This window comes from Bartonella sp. AP88HLJMH, assembly GCF_042195605.1.
Classification (GTDB): Bacteria; Pseudomonadota; Alphaproteobacteria; order Rhizobiales; family Rhizobiaceae; genus Bartonella.
On record NZ_JBHIOR010000015.1, the window covers coordinates 1 to 14,248 of the forward strand.

12 protein-coding genes and 1 pseudogene are annotated in these 14,248 nt (G+C 38.4%); 10 read left to right on the forward strand and 3 right to left on the reverse strand.

The features are described 5' to 3' along the window. Positions 1–2: 2 nt before the first annotated feature. Positions 3–464 (reverse strand): hypothetical protein, encoded by a 462-nt coding sequence (locus ACFIMA_RS07245; protein ID WP_375693292.1) that lies wholly within the window; start codon positions 462–464, stop codon positions 3–5. 103 nt (positions 465–567) lie between these two features. Further along, a pseudogene (locus tag ACFIMA_RS07250) lies at positions 568–1,014 on the reverse strand (DUF488 family protein). A gap of 125 nt (positions 1,015–1,139) precedes the next feature. Here ACFIMA_RS07250 and ACFIMA_RS07255 point away from each other — a divergent pair. From ACFIMA_RS07255 to ACFIMA_RS07285, 7 genes are all read left to right on the forward strand, one after another. After that, positions 1,140–2,468, forward strand: coding sequence for a filamentous hemagglutinin (locus tag ACFIMA_RS07255; RefSeq protein ID WP_375693291.1), 1,329 nt, complete (start codon positions 1,140–1,142; stop codon positions 2,466–2,468). Then, complete coding sequence (locus tag ACFIMA_RS07260; protein WP_375693290.1) at positions 2,465–2,869, forward strand: hypothetical protein; 405 nt, start codon at positions 2,465–2,467, stop codon at positions 2,867–2,869. Before ACFIMA_RS07255 ends, ACFIMA_RS07260 begins: the two co-directional genes overlap by 4 nt. Further along, positions 2,857–3,021, forward strand: a complete 165-nt coding sequence (locus ACFIMA_RS07265) for a hypothetical protein (protein WP_375613522.1) — start codon at positions 2,857–2,859, stop codon at positions 3,019–3,021. The genes ACFIMA_RS07260 and ACFIMA_RS07265 overlap by 13 nt, the downstream gene beginning before the upstream one ends. Positions 3,022–3,046: 25 nt before the next feature. Further along, entirely contained in the window at positions 3,047–3,406 is a 360-nt protein-coding gene (locus tag ACFIMA_RS07270) for a hypothetical protein (protein WP_375693289.1), read from the forward strand. Positions 3,407–4,090: 684 nt separating this feature from the next. Then, positions 4,091–5,926, forward strand: a complete 1,836-nt coding sequence (locus ACFIMA_RS07275) for an outer membrane beta-barrel protein (RefSeq protein WP_375693288.1) — start codon at positions 4,091–4,093, stop codon at positions 5,924–5,926. Positions 5,927–6,175: 249 nt separating this feature from the next. Beyond that, complete coding sequence (gene ileS, locus ACFIMA_RS07280; protein WP_375693287.1) at positions 6,176–9,091, forward strand: isoleucine--tRNA ligase; 2,916 nt, start codon at positions 6,176–6,178, stop codon at positions 9,089–9,091. Positions 9,092–9,269: 178 nt separating this feature from the next. Continuing rightward, the gene (locus ACFIMA_RS07285; protein WP_375612104.1) at positions 9,270–9,761 is read left to right on the forward strand and encodes a hypothetical protein; all 492 of its coding nucleotides are present in this window, start codon (positions 9,270–9,272) and stop codon (positions 9,759–9,761) included. A 648-nt stretch (positions 9,762–10,409) separates the two neighbouring features. Here ACFIMA_RS07285 and ACFIMA_RS07290 read toward each other — a convergent pair. Continuing rightward, positions 10,410–10,856 carry a nucleoside deaminase gene (locus ACFIMA_RS07290; RefSeq protein WP_375632591.1) on the reverse strand — a complete coding sequence of 149 codons (447 nt, stop codon included), beginning with the start codon at positions 10,854–10,856 and terminating at the stop codon, positions 10,410–10,412. A gap of 269 nt (positions 10,857–11,125) precedes the next feature. Here ACFIMA_RS07290 and ACFIMA_RS07295 point away from each other — a divergent pair, with 269 nt between their 5' ends. The 3 genes from ACFIMA_RS07295 (at position 11,126) to ACFIMA_RS07305 (ending at position 14,067) form a co-directional block, all read left to right on the forward strand. Continuing rightward, entirely contained in the window at positions 11,126–12,526 is a 1,401-nt protein-coding gene (locus ACFIMA_RS07295; RefSeq protein WP_375693286.1) for a pseudouridine synthase, read from the forward strand. Further along, complete coding sequence (rsmD, locus tag ACFIMA_RS07300; protein WP_375632593.1) at positions 12,507–13,073, forward strand: 16S rRNA (guanine(966)-N(2))-methyltransferase RsmD; 567 nt, start codon at positions 12,507–12,509, stop codon at positions 13,071–13,073. The genes ACFIMA_RS07295 and rsmD overlap by 20 nt, the downstream gene beginning before the upstream one ends. A 544-nt stretch (positions 13,074–13,617) precedes the next feature. Beyond that, positions 13,618–14,067 carry a hypothetical protein gene (locus ACFIMA_RS07305; RefSeq protein WP_375632594.1) on the forward strand — a complete coding sequence of 150 codons (450 nt, stop codon included), beginning with the start codon at positions 13,618–13,620 and terminating at the stop codon, positions 14,065–14,067. The last annotated feature ends 181 nt before the right edge of the window (positions 14,068–14,248 follow it).

Consider the following 14,248-nt stretch of genomic DNA (forward strand, 5'->3'; position numbering starts at 1 on the left):
GTTCAGAATTCTATACTTAATTTTTTAGTAGTTTCTAATTGATTATGCCATTGCATGCTTTGTAAATACTGATGCAATAACCAATCGAAAGAGCCTTTTGTAAGTCTGTTTATTTTCTTGGAGATGCCATTTTGCGCTTGTTTAATAGCCCAGCGTATATTTGCTCTGATGGAAATCAATGGACTGTCATAAATTTTAGCTTTTCCACTAATAAATGTACCACCGAAAACTTGTGCATCCCCAAAAACTTTGGCATAATCATAGACTTTTGCATCATCACTTATCCAGCAATTGCCATCATGACTTAGATTGTCTTCTTTTTGTATAAAAGCGCCAAGATCACCTGCCTTTACATCTCCAAAGTCTCTCAAAGCACGGATGTAGTAAAGTGTAATGTATCCACCAACCTCAATTGTTTCATCAGTCAGTTCATATTTCTTTTCCTTGATTTGCGCAGAATTCACCCGTAGCGTGAATCATGCATCACTTAAAAGTTATTAGGAATGGGTAGGGGGCTGGGAGGCATATGGGCACTCCCATTTTTTAAAAATATGCAAATTTATTTTTTTAGATGTGCTTAATTTCATATTTCCAATCAGGCAATGGAATGAGAGCTAATGCGAGTTGTCCTCTATGACACATGCATACATTAGCTTCAAAACAGGTGATTGCAACGCGCTTTTTGTTTAAAAAAATTTGATATAATTTGTTTATTGCACAAGAATTATCCTTGAGAGTTGTATTTTGATAATCTTCAAAAAGGCGATCATAATCTTTTGTATTTTCAAATTTCTTCGTTTTTCAGAGGCAATTCCAAGTTCAGGCATATGCCATATATTCAATATCAATGTTGTTTACAACTTTCTCTAATTGTCTTTTTGAAAATCCGTATTTTCTGCTTATTGGATTTTTACGAATATCATACAAAAGTTTAATATTATTTTTGATAAGTTGATTGAAATAGTCCTCAAAGGATTTTCTTTCATAGCCAATGGTAAAAAACAAAGCTCTCATCTTTAGCAGGCTGTATGATGATATGTTTGATGTTACACACGTTTAATTTCCTTAGTAAATAGGTGGGGGCTCTATGAGCGCCTCTTTCCAAAAGGGATAAATCCTCCAGCGATTATCATAGTGTTGTGGGGCAATCAGGCATCAAAGCTGGTGATGGCGGCTTTAATATCATTGTTAAAGACAAAACAACGCTGACCGGAGGCATCATTGCCAGCACCGCGTCGGCAGATAAAAACAGCCTGACCACAGGAAGCATTAGCACCAGTGATATCAGCAACAGTGCCCATGCTAAAGCCAGCAGCCATGGGTTTAGCATTTCTGGGAATGACACGATAAAGAACATTGCCAAGAATGTTTTAAATCACGGCAAAGCCAAGGATGCAGTAGAAGGGGAAACCAAATCTGCTATCAGTGATGGGACTATCATCCTTACTGATACAACTGGACAGAGGGCGATGGGGCAAGATGCTGGACAAATCATTGGCTCTCTCAACCGCAACACCGCAGCAGCACACCAAGCAGTAGGACAGCTAGATGTCGCACCGCTTGAGGGGGTAGTGCATAATCGCGTAGATATGATCAATAATTTATCGGATGAAGGATTGGGATACTGGGACAAAATACGCGAATTCGCATATCTCAAAGAGCATCCTGAGGGTGAGGTTGCGCATGATGAAAATGGTAATGTCCTCTATTTAACCGATGAAAATGGAAAACCTATAAAAGGCAGCTATGGAAGAAAAATACCTCTGTATCACTATTTAACACCAGAAGAAGAAAAACATTTACAAAAAGGTTCTGATGGCAAGGTTCATATGTTTTACAATGGTATTTTTACCTCACCAGATGATGCTGCGCGTTATACTGTCCAGTTTGCTGACAATGATCATGGTCCCCTTTATTTTACATACTTCCCAGAAGCTGAAGACTGGGAAGTGGAAGTAGGGATAGCGATTTTTCAGAAGTTTCTGGAAGGTAGATTTTTTTTTGGATTGACCAATTCAACCAAGAAATTCCAGGATATAATGTATCTTTATGGCAATACAGGATTGCATGATGATGCCCATAGTCGTGGTACCATAACAGCAGGAAATGGATCATATAATTTAGTAAAGCATGGTGTTCTCGGTATAGCAAAGGAAACAATGGTTAATTTCTTTGGTCCAGCTTATAATACTCAAGACATGGCAGATACGTTATATATCTTAAAGGATGGCAAGCAAACCACTGTCGGCTTGGAAAACCATACAGATGATTTTGTTGGTGTAGTATTTGGTGAAAATCCCGCTACTTTTGACAAGAGACCCCTTGGTAGTAACGTAGTGAAAGAGGCAAAGAAAGTACTATTTGGTTATCCCAGCCCTCATGTTTGTTATAGTCATGCAAGTAAGGCATGTCAAAGCGATTATGGGGATCCTAATCGTATATACATCCCTTCAAGGAGGAACAAATGAAATACATATTAAAACTATTAAGCGGGCTCGTTCTGTTAAGCGTGATTGGATGCAGTATCGATAAACCTGCTCCAGGGTATATGTATATGTGGGAAAAACCAGGAGCAGATTTTACAGAGGTAGCAAAAGCATTATTAGAATGTGGTATGCCAACTCCTTATGATAAGGATCCAGAAAGCAGAAAGCTCAACTACAATGCAAATGCAACCATTGATGCTTGCATGCTCCAAGCGGGATTTCGCTATAAATATGATGTGGGGGGAGGCTGGTGTGGAAATCATAAAGCCGAAAACTTGCCCATTTGTCGTCCAGGTGCTATCATATCACAGCGCAGTGTCAAGAAGCGCTTAAACAGCCCTTATTGTAAAAAATATAAAAATGCACCTGAATGCAAACCTTAAGTCTTTCTTGTGATGATCAACAATCCGCCATCCTTGCCTTCGCTTGGAATGGCGGGATTATTTCCTCAACCAATCATCTCAATATTGTTCACCGTTGTTTTAATGAAGCGATGACAGAAAATATCAACAGGCTTATGAGCTTTTTATCGTAAATAAATCCATTAAAAGAGGGGAATAATGAAGAAAATCTTAAAACTGTTGAGTTGTATAGCTCTGTTAAGTATCACTGGATGTGTTAACACAATTCCCTCACTTTCTCCAGCATTATGGAGAAATAAAATACTTTTAGAATGTGGAGTACCGGACCTTAATAAGGTTGTGGCGCTAGATTTGAATCAATTTGCCAGTATTGAAATGTGTATGGCGCAATCAGGTTTTCGTCCTAACTTTACAATACAAGATTGGTGTGAGAACCATCAATCGGATAATCTTCCCATATGTCGTCCTGGTGCTGTTATGCCTCAGCGAAGTGTTGAGAGACGCTTAAATAGCCCTCATTGTAAAAAGCATTCAGAACAACTTGAATGCAAACCTTAGGTCTTGCTTCAGCAGAGAAAGCCTTATCCGTCCTTACGAAAATTTCGCTTGTAACGTGCAAGCAAGTGATTTTAATTAATACAACATGGAACAGATTTTAAATGATAGAATCCTACAGAATTAGTTTTTTCATTCAACATGAAAACAATAAGTTATCTTTATAAATCAATGTGATGTAGCAGGATGAAGATGTTTATGCAAAGAATCTAAAAGTTTTTTTGCGAGTGTTTGAATAATTTCTTTGTTTTTCTGAATTTTAGATACAAAATACTATTGCTAAAGTACTAAAAGTAGATCATGCTGGTAAATAGATGAAACTTTGATGGCGCTTGGTTTTAAAAAAGGCAATATTTGATTTCACTGTTTGCGCTGGTATTGATTTTGCAATAACAGATAATAGTTTATTGTATGCAAAATACTGTTATTTAGATTTTGGTAAAAGAAATTTATAAAGAATATTATCATTAACAGTTATGCGAAACTTTAATGAAAATGAATCCAACTTTAATACACATAATTTTAGTGTGATTTAGTTTACAAATTCTTATTGAATGCAAAATTAAAAGTTTAAGAAGCCTTATTTGCAAAAATTCTTTATTTTTTTGTGAGTGTGTCATTTTTGCTACAGATATTTCAGAAAAGATGCTCTATATGAATTTCATTTTGGATATTTGGAGAGATTTTATGAATACAAAACGTTTAATAACAGCGTCTATTTTTTCTTTAATTTCAGCGTCTACAGCACTAGCTGCTGATGTTATGATTCCTCATCAGCCAGCATCATCGACTGCTTCTACCATTGTTGCACCTACTTTTTCATGGACAGGTCTTTATTTAGGTGTCCAAGCTGGTGGTTTTTCGAGCAAAGCTGATATGGCTCTTGTTGGTCAAGAAAAGAGTTTACCACTGGATAAAGAGTTCTCTCCTAAACTTTCAGGTTTTGCAGGTGGTTTTTATGCAGGTTCTAATATTGATCTCGGTGACAATTTTATTTTTGGTATCGATACGGATTTAATGGTATCTGGAAAAAAACACACAAAGACCATTACCATAGGTGCAGCTGATAACGCTACAGTAGAAAATGCAGTCGTAAGATCCCGCAGATCCGCAAGCCTACAAACACCTCAAGCACCACAAGCAGCAACATCAGAAGAAACACAAAGAATTGCCTCAGGAACTGCAGGTGCAGGAGCTACAACAGGAGGGACTCTAACAGCAGTATCCGCTTCAGAAAAATCTGCTGGAACGCGATCCAGTCAAGCACCAGCTAAACCAGTAACTGCAATTCAACCGTCACGAGCAGGAGCAGCACAATCAAATCAAGCAGCAACAACTGGAGATTCTAGCAATGTTAATGCAACACAAACAGTGGCTGTGGAGGTAAAAAATCCAGGAGTTTCAACAATATCATCACAAACACCAGCTGCATCGCCAGTAGCACAATCAGCCTCCTCTAGACAGACGGTTAGATTAGTGCAATTGCCATCGTCTTCATTGGGAAGATCAAATACAGGAGGGACATCGGTAGGTGTGGTAAGTCGATCACAGCCAGTTGCATCTAAATCTTCCTCCCCCGACGCAGGGGGTAGAACACCAGAGCGGTCAGCATCGCTCTCATTGGCAAGATCAGCTATAGGAGGTCAGTTATCAGGGGGAAGGGCAAGTGAAGGAACAGTGTCTGAAAAACCAGTTGCTATAAAAACCGCGTCTTCTACCTCATCAACAGTATCAGGCGTAAGTCAGCCAGCAGTAAAAGCACCTACACCGGTACAATCTGTATCACAACCATCAGCAGTAGAAAGAACAGTACCGAGTTCATCACTTGTACTCGCGAGATCAGGATCATCCAATGGTTCAGAAACAAAAGTTTCTAATGGAACAAGCGGAGCCCAACAGGGAGGTCATCATAGTTCTTCCCATGGTAGTGGAAATGCTAATGCACATGGTGCACCTCATGCAGGTGGGCATAGCTCTGGTGCTCATCCGAATGGTACTAATCCACATGCTTCTCGTTCTCATGGTGGACAGAATATGTCTGGACACGGTGCACAAAGTACACAAGCGGTGGATAAGAACGCTTCCAGTGTATATGGTATAGAACAAATAAAAAAGATGGCTTCTGAACTTGGTCTTGATCAAGAGGATGCAGTTGAAACTTTAAGTCATACTTTCAAGCAAAATTGGGGTGGTGCTACACGGGTACGTATTGGTTTTGCTGCTGATCGCTTTATGCCTTATCTTGCTGGTGGTATTGCTTATGGGCAATTCCAAGACACTGTATCAATATCTGTTAAGGATGAGGATGGAAGAGTCGTTTCTTCTAAGAACTTAGCTGATGAAACAAAAACCATGATTGGTTACACACTTGGTGGTGGCGTTGATTTCTCGCTTCTAGATAATGTGATTGTACGTGCTGAATATCGTTACTCTGATTTTGGTAAAAAGAAATTTGCAAAGGAAAAACTTGAAGTTAACTACAAAACCAATGATTTCCGTGTTGGTGTAGCTTATAAATTCTAATTTTTTAAAGAGTAAATTTCTAAGAGGCTCCACTGTCAGTGGAGCCTTTATTTTTTTTTAAGATCACTTTTTGGTTTCTTTTCTTGTGAATTTCATGATAAAGCCCATAGATTGTGATGATATATTTTCTTGATCGCTGCTTAATACGAATGATAAGCTCGGATTTCCCTATAGATAAAAACCAGAGTTGCAGGGTTCAGGGAAGTTATGCAAAAATGAAATTGTAAAAGTGGACAGGGATATTTCACAATGACTGTGAAAAATGAAACAATAGATTATTCAAAAACTCTTTATCTCCCACAGACAAATTTTCCTATGCGTGCAGGGCTTCCGCAAAAAGAGCTTGAATTGATGGCGCGTTGGGAAAATATGGGGCTTTATGCGCAATTGCGTCAACAAGCAAAAGATCGTCCATTTTATATTCTTCATGATGGTCCGCCTTATGCAAATGGTCATATTCATATCGGGCATGCTTTAAACAAAGTTCTAAAGGATGTGGTTGTTCGTTCATTCCAAATGCGCGGTTTTAATGCAAATTATGTACCTGGTTGGGATTGCCATGGGCTTCCAATTGAATGGAAAATTGAAGAAAAATATCGAGCACAAGGAAAAAATAAGGATGAGGTACCTCTTAACGAGTTTCGTCAAGAATGCCGTGAATTTGCACAGCATTGGGTAACCATTCAAAGTGAAGAATTTAAACGCCTTGGTGTCGTGGGAGATTTTAACACGCCTTATACTACAATGGCTTTTCATGCAGAAGCACGCATTGCCAGTGAATTGATAAAATTTGCTATGTCAGATCAGATTTATCGTGGTTCCAAGCCGGTGATGTGGTCTGTTGTGGAGCGTACGGCTTTGGCAGAGGCTGAGATTGAATATCATGATCATGAATCAGAGGTGCTTTGGGTTAAGTTTCCTGTTTTTGAAGCAAATTCTGATGATTTATATGGTGCTCATGTCGTCATTTGGACAACAACACCGTGGACGATTCCAAGCAATCGTGCAGTGAGTTATTCTTCGCAAATTTCTTATAGTATTTACGAAGTTGAAAGTGCTGAAAATGATTTTGGTCCTCAAGTGGGAGAAAAGCTTCTCTTTGCAAACGCTTTAGCGATGAGTTGTGGAGAAAAAGCCAAACTTGTTTTGAAGCATTTGCGTGTTATTTCTTCTGAAGAGTTGAAAGCTCTTGTTCTTTCTCATCCACTCAAAGGTTTAGCTGGAGGGTATAATTATAAAATTCCATTGCTTGATGGTTCGCACGTAACAGAGAGTGCTGGTACAGGTTTTGTCCATACAGCACCAAGCCATGGGCGTGAGGACTTTGAAATTTGGAATGATTATAAGTCCTTACTGGAGCAAGCGGGGATTGATTCATCTATACCGTTTCCTGTTGATGATGCAGGGTTCTATACGAAAGATGTTCCAGGTTTAGGACCAGATCGTGAAGGAGGACCTGCACGTGTTATTGATGATAATGGAAAAATGGGTGATGCCAATAAAGAGGTCATTAATGCTTTAATTAAAGCAGATCGATTGTTTGCACGGGGGCGTTTAAAGCATTCCTATCCCCATAGTTGGCGTTCAAAAAAACCCGTTATTTTTCGCAATACACCACAATGGTTTATTTCAATGGATAAAGATTTTGGGGATGGTTCAACTTTACGTAGTCGGGCTTTGGAAGCTGTTTCAAAAACGCGTTTTGTGCCGTCTTCTGGACAAAACCGCCTAGCTTCTATGATAGAAGATCGTCCTGATTGGGTTCTTTCTCGTCAGCGTTCTTGGGGTGTTCCTATTTGTATTTTTGCGAATGAGGATGGTGTTATTCTAAAAGATGAAGGTGTGAACGAGCGTATTTTACGGGCTTTTGAAGCAGAAGGGGCAGATGCATGGTTTGCTGAAGGAGCACGTGAACGTTTTTTAGGTGAGCGTGCACATGAGCCTTGGGTACAGGTTTATGATATTTTGGATGTTTGGTTTGATTCTGGAGCCAGCCATAGCTTTGTGTTAGAAGATCGGGTTGATTTGAAATGGCCTGCTGATGTTTATTTTGAAGGTTCAGATCAACATCGCGGATGGTTCCAATCTTCTCTTTTGGAAAGCTGTGGTACGCGTGCTTGTTCTCCCTATAAAGCCGTGATCACACACGGTTTTACTTTGGATGAGAATGGTAAGAAAATGTCTAAATCTTTAGGCAATACGGTTGTTCCGCAAGAGATCATTAAAACATCTGGAGCTGATATTTTTCGTCTCTGGGTTATGACAACCGATTATTGGGAAGATCAGCGTTTAGGCAAAAAAATACTTCAAACAAATGTGGATTCATATCGTAAACTACGCAATGCAATTCGTTGGATGCTAGGAACTTTAGCACATGATGATGGAGAAGAAGTATCTTATGGTGCACTGCCGGATCTTGAAAAATTTATATTGCATAGGCTTTTTGAACTTGATCAGTTGATTAATCGCGCTTACGATGAATTTGATTTTAAAAAGATTATGCGTGCATTATTGGATTTTTCAATCATTGAGTTATCGGCATTTTATTTTGATATCCGCAAGGATTCTCTTTATTGTGATGCGCCTTCATCAAAAAAACGCAAGGCCTCCTTGCAGGTTGTCCGTGAGATTTTTGAGCGTATGGTCACATGGCTTGCTCCAATGTTGCCTTTTACTATGGAGGAAGCTTGGTTAGAGCGTTATCCAGAAAGCCAATCGGTGCATTTGGAACAATTTCGCTCTGTACCAGAAGAATGGCAAAACCAATCTTTGGCTGAGCGTTGGAAAAAAATTCGGCAGGTCCGTAAAGTTGTGACAGGTGCTTTAGAGCTTGAACGTGCTAATAAGCGTATTGGATCCTCTTTGGAAGCTGCGCCTATTGTTTTTATTTCCAATCTGGTTTTACGAGAGGCATTAGAAAATGTGGATATGGCGGAGATCTGTATTACCAGTGCGCTCACAATTACGCAGGACACGATACCTTCTGATGCTTTTACTTTGAATGATGTTGAAGGTGTTGGTGTATATCCAGAGAAGGCATTAGGAAAAAAATGTGCTCGATCATGGCGTTATACACAAGATGTTGGAAGTGATCCAGCTTATCCGGATGTATCTGCTCGTGATGCAGCTGCTTTGCGGGAATTGCAGATTCTTGGCAAGATTTAAAGTTTTAGATCAAAGGAAAGAAATGCAAGTAAATTTCTCATATTGATGAATATAGTTTTTTGTGGTACGAAAAAAATTCCGTTGTTTTATCTGCAGGGGGGGAAATTTGTGTATGGACCGTTCTCTCATAAATAACGGGAATATTAATCAGCCATACACCTAGGAAATGGAATAGGCAGTGAGAAAACGTGAAATAAAAATATTTCCAATAGGAATTTTAGGGATGTGCTTTGTTTTAACGGGATGCAATTTATCCGCTCCTACCTATGGTACCAATAAACCAGTTTCAATACAGTTTTTTGAAGATGTTGCTAATATCACTTCATTAACACCAACAAATAACAGCAGCCAGATTGTTATGAAACCTCATCCAAAACTTGTAATACCAAGCCCTAGTTCACGCAGATTTTTGCCGGTACCACAACAAGATAGATCTGTCAATGAAATGGCAGCATCGAAGAAGCATCAAGGAAATACTCCTTTTCCTCACAAAGGATCGTCAGTTAATGGCGTTGGTTCAGAAAATCCTTCACAGTTGAATGCGAAGCAACGACAGGAATATTTACGTCGTCAGAGAGCACAAGTTGGAAGTTCAAAATACCGTCGCTATCTCACTGAACCACCTTTAAGTTATCGCCAACCGGCAAAAACCGCACCTATTGGTCGATAGGGAAAAGACAAAACATTTAAAGTAAAGTATTTTTCCAATTACTTATGATACCAAGCTCTCATTCGCGCGCAGTTATAATGCTGCTGTAGGAGGGGGGGATTCTCATGAAATAGCAATATGACAACAGCATCGAGAGATTCCTTATGCGTTTCCTTAACACGAAACATTTCTCAAGCTCATTTTACAACATTGCTCATGTGGCTAGTATAACGTAAAATCTATTGTGCTCCAATACTTTATGCTTAGGAAGGAGAAAGTGGATACCATCATTTTATTTTACAGACTCCAATGTTGCGATAATTCTTGCATTTGAGAGCTTTCATAAGAGACATTTTTAGTCTTTTCTAAAACGTTCTTTATCCAGACGATAATTCCGCTTATGATGTGCAAGAAAGTGATTTTTACTGTTTCAATGTAATTTGAAATGAGAGCATATTTACGATATTTTGGACTTTATATTTTATATACAAAATAATGAATTATTCTTTTGAATGAATGTATCATCTAATAGAAACAATATGCAGAATTAAAAGAGAGAAAAAATGCTTCGAAATAGCTTTTGCTATATATATATCAGAAGAATTAACAGTCTTTTTTGAGAAGTAGGATAGTTTTTAAAGAGTGAAAGTTATGGAAGAAGAATTATTTTTAGTATCGCTTTTGTATAAAAAAGTCTTTAAGTAATTGAGCTGCTTCTTTTTCCTTGAAACCAGAATAAATTTCAGGTTTGTGATGGCAGGTTGGTTGCTGATAAAAACGTGGGCCATTTTCTATAGCACCTCCTTTGGGATCATTTGTTGCATAATAGAGACGTCGTATGCGTGCAAATGAAATGGCAGCGGCACACATAGCACAAGGTTCAAGTGTTACATAAAGATCGCAATCAGGAAGCCTTTCGTTTTGCAATGTTTCGCAAGCCATACGGATTGCGCGTATTTCTGCGTGTCCTGTAGGGTCATATGCAGATTTTATAAAGTTACCAGCGCGTGCAATGATAGCTTTTCCACGTGTAATGACAGCACCTACGGGAACTTCATCTTTTTTTGCAGCCTCTTGCGCTTCTAAAAGGGCTATTTCCATGGGCGTCAAAGTCATAATATTCTTTCTACTGAAGGTATAGAAAATCTAAAGGTTATCTCGATAAGGAATGCTATGGAATGAATAATTTATTACGCTTTTATAATGAAAAGAATACCTCTATTTTTTTAAGAGTTTAAAACAAACTTGCAAGTCGACAGATACATTATTGTCGTTAAAGGATAGAAAATGATAAATGATTATGCTACTTCCTTTTTCAGGATAAGCGGTATGGTGCATGTGAATAATTTTCTGAACATACTTGCAAAGATTGGTTTGAAACGCAAATGAATGAAAATAATGAGAGTGAACGAATTGCTAAAAGGTTAGCGCGTGCTGGTATTGCTTCGCGTCGAGATGCAGAAATGATGATTGTTGCAGGTCGTATTTCTGTGAATGGTAAAGTCGTGACAACGCCTGCTTTTAATGTTAGCCGCTCTGATGTTATTAAAGTTGATGGCAAACCTTTACCTCCTATAGAACGAACGCGTTTATGGCTTTACCATAAGCCAGCAGGTCTTGTCACCACGAACCGTGATCCTGAAGGCAGACCTACAGTTTTTAGTAATTTACCAAAAGGAATGCCGCGTGTTCTTTCTGTTGGAAGGCTTGACATTAACACGGAAGGGCTTTTGCTTTTAACCAATGATGGTGGCTTAGCGCGTGTATTAGAGCTTCCTGTAACGGGGTGGGTCCGCAAATATCGTGTCCGTGCTCATGGAAGAGTCAAGCAGAGCGCGTTGGATAACCTTAAAAATGGTATTGCGATTAATGGTATTTTTTATGGTTCGATTGAAGCATCAATTGAACGCGAACAAGGGTCGAATGTATGGCTTTCTGTCGCTTTGCGAGAAGGAAAAAATCGTGAAATAAAGAATGTTTTAGGGGCATTGGGATTATCAGTTAATCGATTAATACGTGTATCTTATGGTCCATTTCATCTCTCTGATTTAGAAGAAGGAGCCGTGCAAGAGTTAAAAGGGCGGATGTTACGAGATCAGTTGGGGGAGCGTTTAATTATGCAAGCCAATGCAGATTTTGATGCTCCTATTCTTAAGCCATTTTCAAATTCTGCAGTTGTTGCAGAAAAGCAAAGCCAGAAAGATCTTTCTGTTGCAAATGATGGTTGGGTTTTCTCAAGTGAAAGGGCGATACGACGCCGACCAAGAGATGGTTCTGTTGAACATAGTCGCGCAGGATTAAGTACAAAGTCTCATGAGAATGTAAAGAAGGAGAAAAGTGAAGAAGGAAAAGCAGAGCGTTTTCTACCGCGTTCTCGCCGTGCTAATGTTTGGATGGCTCCTGGTGCACGTCCGCAAAGTGCACGTAGAAAGCCTTCTTATAGTGAGGAGAAATCGCATGGTCATAAGAGCGATTTGGATGGTAGAAAATCATTTCATCGAGGCAAGGAAAAACTAAAAGAAGATCCGTCATACAAAGAGAAGAGGGAAAGTTTTGTTCAAAAACATGGCAAAATATCTTATGACGAGACGCATCCCTTTGGTAAGAAAGATCGCTTTTTAAAGGATAAAGAGAAAATGATAAAAGGTGATCATGATGAACATTCTTTTGAGAGAAAGAAAAAGGTAAAATCGTTTGGTGGTGCTATGAAAAAATCTAAACCACATAGGGACGCTGCAAAAACTTCGAAGCGATTTGGAGGTCCACGTGCGGATCATAGGCGGTAAATTTGCTGGGCGTGTTTTGTTTTCGCCTGTTAATCAGTCGATTCGCCCAACGAGTGATCGTACACGTGAAAGCCTTTTTAATATTCTTTCTAGCCGTGAAGAACAATTTTGGACCAATAAACGCATCCTTGATCTTTTTGCTGGGACTGGTGCTTTAGGCATCGAAGCACTTTCACGTGGAGCAAAGGCTGCTGTTTTTGTTGAAAACTCGGTTGAGGGGCGTGGGGTAATTCAAAAAAATATCGAAGCCTTTGAATTACAGTCGATAGGACGGATTTTGCGTCGTGATGCGACCAAACTTGGCAATATTGGCACAATGCTGCCATTTGATGTTATCTGCGCTGATCCTCCCTATAGCCGTTGTTTAGGTGAACGTGCTTTTGTAGAAGCTTTGCGAGGAGGGTGGGCAAAAGCTGATACACTCTTCATACTTGAAGAAAAGAAAGATACAATGATTTATTTACCTAACGTCTTTTATCTAGACGATGAGCGTTTTTATGGTGAGACAGCAATACGTCTCTATAAATTACGATCGCTTACATCTTGAGAAAGTTCTTGTTTTTATCCGATAGGATGAAAAAATGCTTTTACACAGTTTTCTTCATTTTATATGGTTTTTAAAAGGTCAAGTAGAAAATCAATAAAAGATTCTAATGTTAAAGGAATTGATGAATTTTTATTAGCTTTACTACAGAAGGATGTTTTTTCTCCAATAGGATATATATTCCTCGATAATAGTTATGATCTTTTTTGTTTAATTTTTTTCTGCTATACCTTAATCATCACATTTCATCAGCAGTTGAAAGCTTTAAGCTGTGCAGTTTGCATTTATATCTTATATGATGCGTAACTTCTATTTTTGTTATTGTATAAATTTAAAAAAGATATTTTGTTTAGTATTGAAAATATTGTTCATTTATCCTGAGTATTTGTCTGTTTAGTTTAGTAGTATCCCTTGTTGATTTAATCATTACATATTAAGTAAATCTGAGAGTATTAAGTATCTTATCGTTGTGCAGCTTTAAGGGTACTTTTTTATAATACTCTTTATCACTAAAGATAAGTGATTTGTAAAAAAGAGGGAGATTATCGTGTTTAATTGGATATATAGTGAAGAGATTAGTACAGAAGCAAGTGCTGAGCAAATTTGGGCTATATGGGAAGATGTGGCATCATGGCCTTCTTGGGATCACGAACTTGAGTGGGTAGAACTTTCTGGTCCTTTCAAAGAAGGCGCTATAGGACGCATGAAACCTAAAAAGGGACCTACAGTAACTTTTACACTTGATAAAGTTATAAAAAATGTTTGTTTTTCTGATTATGCTAAACTTCCTTTTACACGTATGAGTTTTAATCATGAATATATTTGTTCAACAAAATCGGGTTCTTCAAATAACAAAATTCGTCATACTGTAACCATGTCTGGTTTACTTGCTCCTTTATTTGGAATGATTATTGGATCAAAAATTAAGTTACATCTTCGGGATGCAATGATTGAAATGAGTAGACGTGCTCTTACTGAAAACAAAAGCATTTTGTAAGAGGATGCATTTATAAAGAAGTTAATACCTTAAAAAAGGTACAGAACTCTTAGCCTTGTTAGAATGAAATCAGTTATGAGTATATAGCAAATTGATGAGCGAGCTATGATTTGGTTTTAGTTAGCTGTTGAAATCGAGTTAAATCATCTGAGAAAATTAATTTTGCACCAAAGATCTTATG

Bases quoted from the DNA above. Each gene is read 5' to 3' on its own strand.
- ACFIMA_RS07260 (WP_375693290.1), top strand. From the start codon at position 2,465: ATGAAATACATATTAAAACTATTAAGCGGGCTCGTTCTGTTAAGCGTG.
- ACFIMA_RS07265 (WP_375613522.1), top strand. From the start codon at position 2,857: ATGCAAACCTTAAGTCTTTCTTGTGATGATCAACAATCCGCCATCCTT.
- ACFIMA_RS07270 (WP_375693289.1), top strand. From the start codon at position 3,047: ATGAAGAAAATCTTAAAACTGTTGAGTTGTATAGCTCTGTTAAGTATC.
- ACFIMA_RS07275 (WP_375693288.1), top strand. From the start codon at position 4,091: ATGAATACAAAACGTTTAATAACAGCGTCTATTTTTTCTTTAATTTCA.
- ileS (WP_375693287.1), top strand. From the start codon at position 6,176: ATGACTGTGAAAAATGAAACAATAGATTATTCAAAAACTCTTTATCTC.
- ACFIMA_RS07290 (WP_375632591.1), bottom strand. From the start codon at position 10,856: ATGACTTTGACGCCCATGGAAATAGCCCTTTTAGAAGCGCAAGAGGCT.
- ACFIMA_RS07295 (WP_375693286.1), top strand. From the start codon at position 11,126: ATGAATGAAAATAATGAGAGTGAACGAATTGCTAAAAGGTTAGCGCGT.